Origin of the sequence: Amycolatopsis sp., assembly GCF_036008905.1 — a bacterium.
In the GTDB taxonomy this organism is placed as follows: Bacteria; Actinomycetota; Actinomycetes; order Mycobacteriales; family Pseudonocardiaceae; genus Amycolatopsis.
The window spans coordinates 17,219-30,439 of record NZ_DASYMU010000197.1 but is presented as its reverse complement, the minus strand read 5'-3'; the positions used below and the strand labels follow the sequence as shown (position 1 = coordinate 30,439).

The 13,221-nt window shown below is 68.5% G+C and carries 13 protein-coding genes; 6 read left to right on the top strand and 7 right to left on the bottom strand.

Annotated elements, in window-relative coordinates:
* Positions 1–48 precede the first annotated feature (48 nt).
* Entirely contained in the window at positions 49–1,314 is a 1,266-nt protein-coding gene (locus VGP60_RS32425) for an RNA polymerase sigma factor (protein ID WP_327551969.1), read from the top strand.
* On the opposite strand, the gene VGP60_RS32420 is transcribed toward VGP60_RS32425, so the two are convergent.
* From VGP60_RS32420 to VGP60_RS32390, 7 genes are all read right to left on the bottom strand, one after another.
* Positions 1,311–2,768, bottom strand: coding sequence for a serine/threonine-protein kinase (locus VGP60_RS32420; RefSeq protein ID WP_327551968.1), 1,458 nt, complete (start codon positions 2,766–2,768; stop codon positions 1,311–1,313). The two genes, VGP60_RS32425 and VGP60_RS32420, sit on opposite strands and share 4 nt — an antisense overlap.
* Positions 2,769–2,979: 211 nt before the next feature.
* Positions 2,980–4,185 (bottom strand): cysteine desulfurase-like protein, encoded by a 1,206-nt coding sequence (locus VGP60_RS32415; protein WP_327551967.1) that lies wholly within the window; start codon positions 4,183–4,185, stop codon positions 2,980–2,982.
* 3 nt (positions 4,186–4,188) lie between these two features.
* Complete coding sequence (locus VGP60_RS32410) at positions 4,189–4,581, bottom strand: riboflavin kinase (RefSeq protein WP_327551987.1); 393 nt, start codon at positions 4,579–4,581, stop codon at positions 4,189–4,191.
* A gap of 62 nt (positions 4,582–4,643) precedes the next feature.
* On the bottom strand, positions 4,644–5,225 hold the full coding sequence (locus VGP60_RS32405) for a DUF305 domain-containing protein (RefSeq protein WP_327551966.1): 582 nt from the start codon (positions 5,223–5,225) through the stop codon (positions 4,644–4,646).
* 69 nt (positions 5,226–5,294) lie between these two features.
* Positions 5,295–6,044 carry a lytic polysaccharide monooxygenase gene (locus VGP60_RS32400; protein ID WP_327551965.1) on the bottom strand — a complete coding sequence of 250 codons (750 nt, stop codon included), beginning with the start codon at positions 6,042–6,044 and terminating at the stop codon, positions 5,295–5,297.
* 385 nt (positions 6,045–6,429) lie between these two features.
* Positions 6,430–7,104 carry a response regulator transcription factor gene (locus tag VGP60_RS32395; RefSeq protein WP_327551964.1) on the bottom strand — a complete coding sequence of 225 codons (675 nt, stop codon included), beginning with the start codon at positions 7,102–7,104 and terminating at the stop codon, positions 6,430–6,432.
* Positions 7,101–8,285, bottom strand: a complete 1,185-nt coding sequence (locus VGP60_RS32390; protein ID WP_327551963.1) for a sensor histidine kinase — start codon at positions 8,283–8,285, stop codon at positions 7,101–7,103. The genes VGP60_RS32395 and VGP60_RS32390 overlap by 4 nt, the downstream gene beginning before the upstream one ends.
* A gap of 178 nt (positions 8,286–8,463) precedes the next feature.
* On the opposite strand from VGP60_RS32390, the gene VGP60_RS32385 reads away from it, so the two are divergent.
* The 5 genes from VGP60_RS32385 to VGP60_RS32365 all read left to right on the top strand — a co-directional run bounded on the left by VGP60_RS32385 (position 8,464) and on the right by VGP60_RS32365 (position 13,212).
* Positions 8,464–9,390 (top strand): ABC transporter ATP-binding protein, encoded by a 927-nt coding sequence (locus tag VGP60_RS32385; RefSeq protein WP_327551962.1) that lies wholly within the window; start codon positions 8,464–8,466, stop codon positions 9,388–9,390.
* Entirely contained in the window at positions 9,387–10,244 is an 858-nt protein-coding gene (locus tag VGP60_RS32380) for an ABC transporter permease (protein WP_327551961.1), read from the top strand. The genes VGP60_RS32385 and VGP60_RS32380 overlap by 4 nt, the downstream gene beginning before the upstream one ends.
* A gap of 462 nt (positions 10,245–10,706) precedes the next feature.
* Positions 10,707–12,059, top strand: coding sequence for an amino acid permease (locus tag VGP60_RS32375; protein ID WP_327551986.1), 1,353 nt, complete (start codon positions 10,707–10,709; stop codon positions 12,057–12,059).
* A gap of 9 nt (positions 12,060–12,068) precedes the next feature.
* Complete coding sequence (locus tag VGP60_RS32370; RefSeq protein WP_327551960.1) at positions 12,069–12,323, top strand: glutaredoxin family protein; 255 nt, start codon at positions 12,069–12,071, stop codon at positions 12,321–12,323.
* Positions 12,324–12,330: 7 nt separating this feature from the next.
* Positions 12,331–13,212 carry a LysR family transcriptional regulator gene (locus VGP60_RS32365; RefSeq protein WP_327551959.1) on the top strand — a complete coding sequence of 294 codons (882 nt, stop codon included), beginning with the start codon at positions 12,331–12,333 and terminating at the stop codon, positions 13,210–13,212.
* The last annotated feature ends 9 nt before the right edge of the window (positions 13,213–13,221 follow it).

Genomic DNA, 13,221 nt, shown 5'->3' with positions numbered 1-13,221 from the left:
ACCAATCAAGCTTGCGGCGCCGTACCGAAGATGGTCTGATCTGGCCCTGTGACGGCTACCGACACCCATCGCGCGATCGACGCCGTCTGGCGCATCGAGTCGGCGAGGCTCATCGCGGGCCTGGCACGGCTCGTGCGGGACGTCGGGCTCGCCGAAGAACTCGCCCAGGACGCCCTCGTCGCCGCGCTCGAACAGTGGCCGGAATCAGGGGTGCCGGACAATCCCGGCGCCTGGCTCATGGCGACGGCGAAGCATCGCGCGATCGACCTGATCCGCCGGAACAAACGCCTCGAGCAGAAGCAGAACGAGATCGGCCGCGACCTCGAATCCCGCGGTGAGGGCTTCGAGCCGGACATCGACACCGCGCTCGACGACGACATCGGCGACGACCTGCTGCGCCTGGTGTTCACCGCCTGCCACCCGGTGCTGTCCACCGAAGCCCGGGTCGCGCTCACGCTGCGCCTGCTCGGCGGCCTGACCACCGACGAGATCGCGCGCGCGTTCCTGGTGTCCGAGCCGACCGTCGCGCAGCGGATCGTCCGCGCCAAGAAAACGCTGGCCAAGAAGAAGATCCCGTTCGAAGTCCCCAGCGGCGCCGAACTCGCCCCCCGGCTGTCGTCCGTGCTCGAAGTCGTCTATTTGATCTTCAACGAGGGCTACTCGGCGACGGCGGGCGACGACTGGCTCCGCCCGGCGCTCTGCGACGACGCGCTCCGCCTGGGCCGCGTCCTCGCCGGGCTCGCCCCGGGTGAGCCCGAGGTCCACGGGCTCGTCGCGCTGATGGAGATCCAGGCGTCCCGGTCCAAGGCGCGGGTCGGCCCGACTGGTGAGCCGATCCTGCTGCTCGAACAGAACCGCGCACGCTGGGACCAGCTTCTCATCGGACGCGGGCTGGCCGCGCTGGCGAAGGCCGAGAAACTGGGCGGTGCCAACGGAACCTACGCGCTGCAGGCCGCCATCGCCGCCTGCCACGCGCGGGCGCACACCCCGGAACAGACCGATTGGGAACGCATCGCGAGTCTCTACGGTGTGCTCGCGGAGGTCTCGGAATCCCCAGTCGTGGAACTGAACCGCGCTGTCGCTGTCTCCATGGCGTTCGGCCCGGCGGCGGGGCTCGAAATCGTCGACGCGCTGGCCGAGGAGCCCTCGCTGAAGAACTACCACTTCCTGCCGACCGTGCGCGGCGACTTCCTGGTCAAGCTGGAGCGGTTCGAAGAGGCCCGCGCGGAGTTCGAGCACGCGGCCTCGCTGACCCGGAACAACCGCGAGCGCGAGCTGCTATTGGGCCGGGCGAAGGCCGCGCTGGAGCATTAGCGCATCGCCTGGCTGTCGATCAGCCACTTGCCGTTCTGCTCGACCATCGCGTACCGGTGCCGCTCGGTGGACGTGGCACCCTTTTCCGTGAAGGTGACGTTCGCGTTCACCGCGTTGCCACCCGCCGGAGTCACGTCGGAGACCGACACCGCGCTGAACCTGTTCCAGAAAGCGCTGTACTTCTCGAAGTTCTGATTTTTCGAGCTCTTGAAGTTGTCGCTCAGACCGGCGAAGGACGCCTGCAGGTTCTTGGCTTCCACCAAGCCGTAGTAGTCCGTGACTGCCTTGACCTGGGCTTCCGGCCCGGTCGGCACGTTGGTCGTCGTGGGCGACGAAGCCGAGGTGGGTGGCGTCGACGGCGACGACGGCGGTGAGGCCACCGGCGGCGGCACAGCCGCGTCCGAGGTGGGCGTGACGGAAACGGAAGCGGACGGTGTCGGCGAATTCGTCGGCGCGGCTGTTTCGGTACCGGCGTTGTGCGCGGCGATCAGCGCCGCGGCGATGATCGCCGCCAGCACGACGACCCCGATCAACGCCACGCCGAGCCGCTTCTTCGACGGCCCGTCCGACGCGGAAGCGACCGCGGCCACCGGCTCGGGCGGCGGGAGCTCGCGGACGGTCGGCATCGAGCCGCCGGTGACGCCGAAGGCTTCGAGCTCCTCCAGCGCCTGCTTCATCGTCGGGCGGTCCGTCGGTTCCATCGCGAGCAGCCGGAGCATCAGCGGCTCGATCTTGCCCGCCTGGGCCGGCGGCACGATGTCGCCGCTGGAAACCCGGTACAGCAGGGCGATCGCGTTGTCGCCGTAGCCGAACGGCGGTTTCCCCTCGACCGCGGTGTACATCGTCGCGCCGAGCGAGAACACGTCGGAGGCGAAACTCGCCTCGTCACCACGGGCCACCTCGGGCGCGAGGAACGCGGGGGTGCCCGCGATCTCGCCGGTGGCGGTGAGCGTGACGTCACCGATCGCGCGGGAGATGCCGAAGTCGGTGACCTTGACCGTGCCGTCCTCGCCGAGCAGGATGTTGCCCGGTTTGACGTCGCGGTGCACGATCCCGGCCTCGTGGGCCACGGTGAGCGCGGAGGCGAGCTGGCAGGCGATGCCGATGACCTCGTCGATCGGGCGGGCACCGTCGGCCTTGATCACGTCCGCGAGGCTCTTGGAGGGCAGGTACTCCATGATCAGCCACGGCCGGTCGCCGTCCTCGACGACGTTGAACACCGAGATGGCGTGGGGATGCTGCAGCCGGGCGGCGATCCGCGCCTCGCGCATCGCCCGGTTCTTGGCTTCCTCGGCCTTCTCCTCGCCCTGCCCGAACGGCATGAGCAGTTCCTTGACCGCGACCACCCTGTCGAGCTGGATGTCCTTCGCCTGCCAGACCACGCCCATGGCGCCGCCGCCGATACGCGCGATCAAGCGATAGCGACCGGCGATCTCTCGGATCTCCTCGCTCAACGAATTCTCCCCGGTCCAGCTGCTGTCAAAGAAGGTGTGCGAACGTGCGCACCCGGAATGCTACTGCGGCGCGGAAGCCCTCACGTCGGCAGCGTAGGTGATCTCCCCGTGCGGAGACTGAGAGTCCTTTGTGGACACTGTAAGCACCGGTCACTCTCCGAAACCGGGCAGCCTGGGGAATTTCGTCCAAGTGCCGCACGACCGGCGGCGGTTACTCCCGCGCGAGGGCGTCGACGCCGGTCAGCAGCCTGTCCACATCGGACTCGGTGGTGTAGGGCGCGATCCCGGCACGCACCGCGCCCGTATCGCCCAAACCGAACCAGCGGGCACATTCCAGCGCGTAGAAATGCCCGGCGGGCGCGTTGACACCGCGCTCACCCAACTCCCGGTAGACCTCGCCCGGCGTGACGCCGTCGACCGAGAACAGCACCGTCGGGGTGCGCGGGCGGTCGGGCGAACCGTGCACGGTCACCCCGATGATCTTCGCCAGCCCGGTTTCGAGGCGCTCACGCAGCACCGACTCGTACTCGTCCAGCTCCGCCAGTGACACGGCCAGCCGCTCCCGCAGCGATCCTTCACCCGGCACGAGCCCGGCGAGGAACCGCACCGCCGCGGTCGTCCCGGCGAGCAGCTCGTACGGCAGTGTGCCGAGCTCGAACCGTTCCGGGACGGCGTTCGACGACGGCAGCAGCTTGTCCGGGCGCAGTGTCTCCAGCAGTTCCGGCTCGGCGGCGAGGACACCGAGATGCGGGCCGAGGAACTTGTACGGCGAGCAGACGTAGAAGTCCGCGCCGAGGCCGATGACGTCGATCAGCGCGTGCGGGGTGAGGTGCACGCCGTCGACGTAGGCGAGCGCACCCGCGTCGTGCACAACATCGGTGATCGCGCGGACGTCCGGCCGCGTGCCGAGCAGGTTGCCCGCCGCGGTCACCGCGACCAGCCGGGTGCGCTCCGACAGCACCGCGGCGACGTCGTCCACGCCGAGGACGCCGGTTTCGCGGTCGAAGTCGGCCCAGCGCACGGTGGCGCCGACGGCTTCGGCGGCGTGGACCCACGGGCGGATGTTCGCGTCGTGGTCGAGCCTGGTGACGACGACCTCGTCACCGGGGCCCCAGCCCTTCGCGAGCGTGCGGGCGAAGTCGTAGGTCAGCTGGGTCATGCTGCGGCCGAACACGATGCCCTGGCTCGTCGCGCCGAGCAGATCCGCCATCGACTGGCGGGCTTCGGTGACCACGGCGTCGGCACGGCGTTCGGCCACGGTCACCGTGCCGCGGTTGGAGATCGCGGACGTCAGCGTGCTCGCGACGGCCTCGGCCACCACATCGGGCACCTGGGACCCACCGGGGCCGTCGAAATGCGCGGCGCCTTCTTCGAGCGCGGGGAACTGCCGCCGGACCGCGTCGACGTCGTAGGCCACGCGTCAGGCCTCGATCTGCACGGCGGTTTCGGCCCACTCGCGGGTCGCGGCGACGTCGTCGTTCAGCGCGTCGATGAGCGCCTCGCTGGACTCGAAGGCACGCTGGTCCCGCAGGTGGCGTCCGAGGTGGACGATCAGCGTCTCGCCGTAGAGATCGCCGGAGAAGTCGAGGACATGCGCTTCGAGCAGGCGGTGGCCGTCCTCGTAGAAGGTGGCTCGGCGCCCGATCGACACCGCGGCCGTCAGCTTGGTGCCGTCCTCGCGCTCGACCCAACCGGCCCAGACGCCGTCGCCGGCCTCCCCGGACTGGTCGGGCATGGCGATGTTCGCCGTGGGGAAGCCGAGGACCCGGCCCCGCTGGTCACCGGGTTCGACCACCCCGCGCACCGTGATCATTCCGGCGCGTTCCTGACCGGCTGGTGACTCCACGACGTCTCTCCTCTGGCACTCGGGTACGGCTACTTCCCCAAGAATGCCAGCATCTGACTGATTTCGGCGGTCCGGGACTGCACGATCCGGTCGGCCAGCTCCTTGACCTGCGGATTGGCTCCACCGGCCGTCTCAGCCTTTGCCATTTCGACCGCGTTGTGCTGGTGCCCGGTGAGCAGGTTCAGGAACTTGGTCTCGAAGTTGTCGGTCACCGCGGCCAGCGTGGCGATGGTGTCGGGACTCGTCAGCGGCAGCCCACCGTGGTGAGCGTGCGCGTCCGGGTTCGCGTCCATGGTGGCCGGCTGCTTCCAGTCGCGGAGCAGGTCGGACATGGTGTCGGCTTCGAACACCTGGGTGACTTCGATCGCCGCGGCGAGCACCTTGACCTCTTCGCGGGCCGTGCGGTCCTTCGCCAGCCTCGCGATCTCCGCACCTTGGCCGAGATGCGGGATCATCATCTGCAGGAACATGACGTCGGCCTGGTTGAACTCAGCGGACGCCGCTGCCGGTACGACCGGCGCCGCGGCCGTGGAACCGGTGCCGGTGCCGCAGCCGCAGCCTGCCAGCAGCACGAGGCCCGCGGTGAGCAGGACGAGCAGTGCGCGGTTCATGGAAGTTGTTCTCCCGCAAGGTAAGCGGGCCCGCACCCCCGGTGAAGGAGATGCGGGCCGCACCAATGGTTAAAGCTTCTGCCACAGGGCCGGGGTGCTGGACGGTTCCCAGCCGGTGATCGCGGTGTGCGCCTGGAGGCACTTGTAGGTCGAACCGCCGTAGGTCACCTGACTGCCGACCGCGTAAGCCTTACCGGCTGCCCAGGTACCGCCGGCCGGCGGCTGGGTCGGCGGCGGGGTGGTCGGCGGCGGGGTCGTCGTCGGCGGCGGGGTGGTCGGCGGGTTGGTGGTGCCACCGCCCCCGACCTGAAGGTCGACGCACGAGTAGAAGGCGTTCGCCGTGTTGGAGATGTTCCAGATCGCGAGCACCTTCTGCGTGCCCGTCCGGCCACCGAGGTTCACCGAGTGCGAAACCGACGCGCCGGGCGTGCGGCCACCGTCGTCGAACACCGCGATCCGGGTGCCGCCGATGTAGTACTCCCACGTGCTGGTGGCGTGCTGCGCGGTGAGGACCCAGTTGAAGGTCACCGTGCCGCCGACCGACGCCTTCGGCCAGGCCCTGCTCTCGTCGGCGAGCACGGCGAACTGGGAGAGGCCCGCGTTGCAGCTGCGGAGCCCCTTCGGCCCCTCGACACTCTGTGGCTCGTAGATGATCGCGCCACAGTTGGCGACTGCCCCCCGCGCGCAGTTCGCCTGCCGGCTCGGCGGCGACGAGATGTAGCCGTGCGCGCTGGCTGTCGCCGCGGGCAACGCGACGACGAACACCGGCGCCAGGCCGGCGCCGATCGCGACGGCCATGAGCTTCCGTTTGAGATTCATGTCAGCTCCTTCTGATGGAACAGCAGTTCCCAGGTGCGCGACACCAGTTCGACAGGCGCGTCAAAACTCCCCTGGCGTGTGAACACGCACGCCAGGCGAACTGGTCTAGGTGTCAGGTCGATGAAACTGGTCTAGACCATAATCGGACATATGGGCCAGGTCAAGAAGTACCTCGCACCCCATGCCGATCGGGGAGAAACAAACGGCGGAACCGGGGAACTGAATCGGTCAGGACACAGCGCGTGAACCCGGAAACCCTTGCCATTGCGCCATTTGAGGCCCCGGTGAACCGTCGCCCGGAAATGGTCCGTACCACTGGTCCGGTATCGGCAAAGAATTGCACGATACGCAATGCGCGCACTTCCGCGAGAAAGCGCGGAGGCCGTCAGTCCGGCATTTCTCCGGGGCGTACCAGACCGCTGTGATAGGCGACCACCACGAGCTGAGCCCGGTCCCGCGCGCCGAGTTTCATCATGGCTCGGTTGACATGGGTCTTCGCGGTCAGCGGCGAGATGTGCAGTTTCTCGGCGATGTCCTCATTGGACAATCCGAGCCCGACCAGTGCCACGATCTCCCGTTCACGATCGGTCAGGACGTCGAGCTGCGACGACCGCAGGGGTTCACCCCGCGAGGGTTCGGTGAGGAACCGGGCGATGAGACCCTGGGTCGCCTTCGGGGACAGCAGCGCGTCGCCGCGTGCGACCACGCGGATCGCGTTCAGCAACTCGTCGGGTTCGACGCCCTTGCCGAGGAAACCACTGGCACCCGCGCGAATCGCCTCGAAGACGTACTCGTCGATCTCGAAGGTCGTCAGGATCATCACCCGGACCCCGGCGAGTTCCTCGTCGGCGATGATCTCGCGGGTGGCGGCGAGACCGTCCATCTCGGGCATGCGGATGTCCATCAGCACGACGTCCGCGCGGGTCGAGCGGACGAGGTTCACCGCTTCCCGCCCGGTGGCGGCCTCGCCCACTACCTGGAGGTCGGCCGCGGAGTCGATCAGCACCCGGAAACCCGCGCGGATCAAGGCCTGGTCGTCGGCCAGCAGCACCCGGATCATGCGGGGTCCTTTTCGGGTCTGGGCAAGGTGGCGGTGACGCGGAACGCGCCGTCCGGCTCGGCGACCGCGCGCAGGGTACCGCCGAGCGAGGTGGCGCGTTCGGTCATCCCGAGGATCCCGTGCCCGCCGCTCGGCGGGGGCTCGGTGGACGCGGGATGCCCGCCGCGGTTGTGCACTTCGATGTGCAGCGCGTCGAAGTCGTGGGCGAGCCGGACCCGGGTGTCGCCGCCCGCGCCGTGTTTCTGGGCGTTGGTCAGGGATTCTTGCACGATCCGGTACGCCGCCAGGTCGGCCGCCGCGGACAACGGCCGTGGCCGCCCCGAGGTCACGACGTCGACTTTCAGGCCCGCGGTCACGAACCTGTCGACCAGTTCGTCCAAGCGGGCGAGCCCCGGAGTCGGCTCGGTCGGCGCGCCCGCGTCCTCGGGCTGACGCAGTACGCCGAGCAACGTACTGAGCTCGTCCAGCACCGAGCGGCTCGCCTCGCGGACGTGCCCGAGCGCGATCGCGGCGTCGTCGGGCTGGCTGCGCAGCAGATGCGTGGCGACGCCGGACTGCACGCTGATCAGCGCGATGTGATGCGCGACGACGTCGTGGAGTTCACGCGCGATGCGCAGGCGTTCCTCGGCGACCCGGCGCCCGGCTTCCTCTTCCCTGGTCTGCTCCGCGCGCCGCACGCGTTCCTCGATGGCGGCGATGTAAGCCCGGCGGGTCCGCAAGGCGTACCCCAGCGCGACGGCCATGCCGATCCACCCGATCGGCTCCAGACTCTGCGGGTTCCCCCAGGACGTCGTGGTGAACAGGAGCGCGGTGAGGACCAGCACCGCGGCCGCGGCCGCGCCAGACGCCCAGGCCAGCGTTCGTTCGTTGCGTGACGCGACGGTGTACGCCGCCACCGCCACCATCGCCGCGTACGGCGTCTTCCCGTCCGTCACCACGATCGCCACCGCGGTTCCGGCCGTGGTGAAGGCGAGCACGGGAAACGGCCGGCGCCGCCGGACGACCAGCGCGAGGCTGATCAGCGCGCCCGCCACGACACTCGGCACGGTCACGACGAAACCGGGACCCCGGTCGGACTGGGAAGCGGCCAGCGAGGCGGTGAACAGGAACGTGGCGAGCAGCGCGTCGAGGACGTAGGGATACGCCCGCGCCTTCGCCCGCACGAACTCCCACCCACTCATCCGGACACTGTACGACGATCACCTGCCGGCGCGAGTCGTCCGCGCGCGGTAGCCGCGGCCTGCTGCGGACGCAGTACACGGACGGGTTTCCGGCGGCGGCATACCGCTGTCGCAGCAGGCCCAAGTGACGGCGTTGGGACGACGCGCGAGCAGGGGTCCGGCGGCCATCGTTTAACCCATGATCACAGTAGCCAACCTGAGCAAGCGATACGGCGACAAGCTCGCGGTCGACTCGCTGGACTTCACCGTCCACCCCGGCATCGTGACCGGGTTCCTCGGTCCCAACGGCGCCGGGAAATCCACCACCATGCGCATGATCGTCGGCCTCGACAGCCCGACGTCGGGCGACGTCACGGTCAACGGCAGTCACTACGCCGAGCACAAGGCGCCGATCCATCAGGTCGGCGCGCTGCTCGAAGCGAAGGCCGTCCACACGGGACGGTCGGCTTACAACCACCTGCTCGCGATGGCCGCCACCACGGGAATCTCCAAGCAGCGGGTCGAGGAGGTCATCGATCTCGTCGGGCTGCGCGAGGTCGCCAAGAAGCGGGCCGGCGGTTTCTCCCTCGGCATGGGACAGCGCCTCGGGATCGCGTCGGCGTTGCTCGGCGACCCGGAGGTGGTGATCCTCGACGAGCCGGTCAACGGGCTCGACCCCGAAGGCGTGCTGTGGATCCGGAACCTGTTGCGCAGCCTGGCCGGCGAGGGGCGCACGGTGTTCGTCTCCTCGCACCTGATGAGCGAGATGGCGCTGACCGCCGAACACCTGATCGTCATCGGCCGCGGCCGGTTGATCGCGGACGTCTCGGTCGCCGAGTTCACCGCGAGCGCGTCGAACAAGAGCGTCCGGGTGCGCTCCCCGCAGGCGACCGAGCTGCGAGACCTGCTCGCCGACGACGACGTCAGCATCGCCAGCAGCGAACGCGGGCTGCTGGAGATCACCGGGCTCGAGCCGGCCGACATCGGCGACCGCGCGCTGCGCGCCGGGATCGCGCTGCACGAGCTTTCCCCGCAACAGGCCTCATTGGAAGAGGCGTTCATGGAACTCACCCGTGACGCCGTCGAGTACCACTCCACCACGACTTCGGGAGCAGACGCGCGATGACCACCACACTGGAAAAAGCGGCCCCCGTCGCCGCCGAGCACCGCCCGGTGCCGTCGAACCTCAAGGTCACCCAGGCCAGGGTGGTCCGCTCGGAGTGGATCAAGTTCCGCTCCCTGCGCTCCACGGTGATCACCATGGCCGCTGGGGCGATCGCGGTGATCGGACTGGGCCTGCTGTCCGCGGCGTTCGCCAGCGGCACGATCACCAGCCCCGACGGCGGCGGCGGCCCGCCGGGAGGCAACGACCCCACCGGGATCAGCCTGAACGGGGTGATGCTCGCCCAGCTGATCATCGGTTCGCTCGGGGTGATGATGACCTCGGGCGAGTACACCACCGGGATGATCCGCTCCTCGCTCGCCGCGGTCCCGAAACGGCTTCCGGTGTTGTGGGGCAAGGCGATCGTCTTCGCCGGAGTGACCTTTGTGGTCATGCTGGCCGCCACCCTGGTCGCCTTCCTCGGCGGGCAGGCGATCCTTTCGGGCGCAGGCGTCGCGAGTGCGTCGCTGGGCGACACCGGTGTCCTGCGGGCGATCGCCGGCTCGGCGCTGAACCTGACCGGGGTCGGCCTGATGGGCATCGCGCTCGGCGCGCTGCTGCGCAGTACCGCCGGGGCGATCTCGACGCTGTTCGGGATCGTGCTGATCCTGCCGGGGCTGCTCCAGCTCCTGCCGAGCAGCTGGAACGCGAACATCGGCCCGTACCTGCCGTCGAACGCGATCGGGTCGTTCACGACCGTTCAGGCGGAAGCGGGCTCCACGATGTTGTCCGCGGGCGCGGGTCTCGCCGTCTTCGCCGCCTGGATCGTCGTGCTGCTCGCCGGAGCGGCCGTGCTCCTGAAGCGCCGCGACGCCTGATCGGTTACAGCCTGATCCGTTACAGCCGGACCACCGAAGGCCATCTCGAGGGACTTGTCCCCCGGGGTGGCCTTCGCCACATTTCCGGCGCCTTTCCTAGGTAGCCCTTCCGGAAACCTCAAATCGAAATCAACTCAGTGTGAGCACGGGCAAATTATTCACCTGAAATTACCAAGATCTTCCTGTGAGATTGACAGCAGGTGTTCTGCGACACCAGTATTCCCCGCAAACGCAGCACGCCTGGCACCTTGAGCTACTTCGGGTGCGACAAGAAGCGCCGAAACTGTTCTCGCAACCGTGAATGACAACGGCGCCTTCTGCGTCACAGAAAAGTGCCGTATCACAGAAAGTGAAGCCTTGACTGCGAACACTGCGACACCCGTGCCGCTTCCCCCGGAATCCGGACATGTGGACGTCGGCGACGCCGGTTACCACAAAGCCTTGAAGAGCAGGCACATCAGCATGATCGCGATCGGTGGCGCGATCGGGACCGGCCTGTTCCTCGGCGCCGGCGGCCGGCTGAACCAGGCCGGACCGGCGCTGGCCATCGTCTATGCCGTCTGCGGCGTCTTCGCCTTCCTGGTCGTGCGGGCACTGGGAGAACTGGTCCTGCACCGGCCGTCCTCGGGCGCGTTCGTCTCCTACGCCCGGGAATTTATGGGCGAAAAGGGCGCTTTCGTCGCCGGGTGGATGTATTTCATGAACTGGGCGACCACCGGGATCGCCGATATCACCGCTATCGCGCTGTATGCGCACTACTGGAGTTTCTTCACCGACATACCACAATGGGTTCTCGCGCTGATCGCGCTCACCGTTGTCCTGGTACTGAACCTGGTTTCGGTGAAGCTGTTCGGTGAGATGGAATTCTGGTTCGCCATCATCAAGGTCGGCGCGCTGGTCATCTTCATGGCCATCGGCATCTTCCTGCTCGTCACGCAGCACCCGATCGACGGCCACACCCCCGGCCCGAACCTGATCACCGACCACGGCGGCATCCTGCCCAACGGACTCGTGCCGCTGGTGCTCGTGGTGCAGGGCGTCGTCTTCGCCTACGCGGCGCTGGAACTGGTCGGGGTCGCCGCCGGCGAAACCGCCGAGCCCGCCAAGGTCGTGCCCAAGGCGATCAACTCGATCATGTGGCGGATCGCGGTGTTCTACGTCGGCTCGGTGGTGCTCCTGTCGATGCTGCTGCCGTCGGACTCCTACCAAAAGGGCCAGAGCCCGTTCGTCACCGTGCTCGCCAACCTCGGTATCCCCGCCGCGGGCGACGTGATGAACCTCGTCGTGCTCACCGCCGCCATGTCGAGCCTCAACTCCGGGCTCTACGCCACCGGGCGCATCCTGCGCTCGATGTCGGCCGCGGGCTCCGCGCCGAAGTTCACCGGCAAGATGAACAAGTCCCAGGTCCCCTACGGCGGGATCCTGCTCACCGGCGCGTTCTGCGCGCTGGGCGTCGGCCTGAACTACCTGGTGCCGGGGGAAGCGTTCGAGATCGTGCTGAACTTCGCCGCCATCGCGACGCTGAGCACCTGGGGCATGATCATGATCTGCCACTGGCTCTACGTGCGGAAGACGAGGACCGGCGCGCTGACCCGGCCCGCCTACCGGCTGCCCGGCACGCCGTTCACCCACATCGCCACGCTGATCTTCCTGGTGACCGTGTTCGTGCTGATGTGGTTCGACGCCCCTGTCGGCCGCACCACGCTGCTGGCCTCGCCGCTGATCGCGGTGGCGCTGGTGATCGGCTGGTTCTGCGTCCGCAAGCGGGTCCAGACCACGAAGGACGACGCGGAAGCCAAGATCACCGGGCAGTAGGATCGAGGGATGAGCAATCCTCCGGTGGACCGCCTGACCGTGTACGGCACCGGCTGGTGCCCGGACGTCAAGCGAAGCCGAGCCCTTCTCGACAGCGAAGGCGTGGACTACAGCTACGTCGATGTCGAGGAGGACGCGCAGGCCGAGCTCGCCGTCCGGGCACTGCAGGACGGGAACCGGCGCATCCCCACGATCGTCTGGCCCGACGGGACCCACCTGGTCGAGCCGACCGACGAGGCCCTCGCCGCCCACCTGGCCCGCTGACCCGCGGATGGAGCGGCGGGACCTCGAGATCTTCCTGGCGCTGGCCGAGCGCCTGCACTTCGGGCAGACGGCCGAGCAGCTGCGGGTCTCGCAGGCCAGGGTCAGCCAGACCATCAAGAAGCTCGAACGCCAGATCGGCGCTCCCCTGTTCGAGCGGACCAGTCGCCGGGTTTCGCTGACCCCGATCGGGCGGCAACTCCGCGACGACGTCCAGCCTGCGTATCAGCAGATCCTGGACGGATTCGGCAAAGCCGTCACGGCAGGCCGCGGCATCGACGGTCTGCTGCGTATCGGTTTCGAGGCTCCCGGCGTCGCCGACCTCGTCTCGGACGTACTCGACACCTTCCGCGCCCGCCACCGCGACTGCGAGCTCGAGATCCGCGAGGCGGAGTTCACCGACCCGTTCAGGCAGCTCCGCGCGGGCGAGGTCGACGTACTCATCACCCTGCTCCCTGTGTCGGAGCCCGATCTCACCACCGGCCCGGTCGTGTACACCGAACCCATGCTGCTCGCGGTGTCCTCGCGACACCCGTTCGCCCGCCGGGACAGCGTCACGCTCGAAGACCTGGCGCGCGACACCGTCTTTCGCGCCGCCCGGCCGCCGAAGCCGTACTGGGAAGACCCGGTGCTCCCCTGGCTGACGCCGAGCGGGAAGCCCATCCAGCGCGGCCCCGCGGTCGCCACCTTCCAGGAACTCCTGACGATCGTCGCCGCGGGTAAGGGCATCTGCCCGCTGGCCGCCCACGCCGCGGACTACTTCGCGCGCCCGAAGATCGCTTTCGTACCCTTCGCGGGCACTCCGCCGGTCGAATGGGGCCTCGTATGGCGTTCCGCAGGCGAAACGAACCGGGTCAAGGCCTTCACTGAAGCCGCCAGCTGGGCGAGATAGTCACCAGGG

What these genes read in the sequence shown, in the direction of transcription:
- VGP60_RS32395 (WP_327551964.1), bottom strand. Translation starts at nt 7,104, where the DNA reads ATGATCCGGGTGCTGCTGGCCGACGACCAGGCCTTGATCCGCGCGGGT.
- VGP60_RS32390 (WP_327551963.1), bottom strand. Translation starts at nt 8,285, where the DNA reads ATGAGTGGGTGGGAGTTCGTGCGGGCGAAGGCGCGGGCGTATCCCTAC.
- VGP60_RS32375 (WP_327551986.1), top strand. Translation starts at nt 10,707, where the DNA reads ATGATCGCGATCGGTGGCGCGATCGGGACCGGCCTGTTCCTCGGCGCC.
- VGP60_RS32400 (WP_327551965.1), bottom strand. Translation starts at nt 6,044, where the DNA reads ATGAATCTCAAACGGAAGCTCATGGCCGTCGCGATCGGCGCCGGCCTG.
- VGP60_RS32370 (WP_327551960.1), top strand. Translation starts at nt 12,069, where the DNA reads ATGAGCAATCCTCCGGTGGACCGCCTGACCGTGTACGGCACCGGCTGG.
- VGP60_RS32405 (WP_327551966.1), bottom strand. Translation starts at nt 5,225, where the DNA reads ATGAACCGCGCACTGCTCGTCCTGCTCACCGCGGGCCTCGTGCTGCTG.
- VGP60_RS32365 (WP_327551959.1), top strand. Translation starts at nt 12,331, where the DNA reads ATGGAGCGGCGGGACCTCGAGATCTTCCTGGCGCTGGCCGAGCGCCTG.
- VGP60_RS32380 (WP_327551961.1), top strand. Translation starts at nt 9,387, where the DNA reads ATGACCACCACACTGGAAAAAGCGGCCCCCGTCGCCGCCGAGCACCGC.
- VGP60_RS32410 (WP_327551987.1), bottom strand. Translation starts at nt 4,581, where the DNA reads ATGATCACGGTGCGCGGGGTGGTCGAACCCGGTGACCAGCGGGGCCGG.
- VGP60_RS32385 (WP_327551962.1), top strand. Translation starts at nt 8,464, where the DNA reads ATGATCACAGTAGCCAACCTGAGCAAGCGATACGGCGACAAGCTCGCG.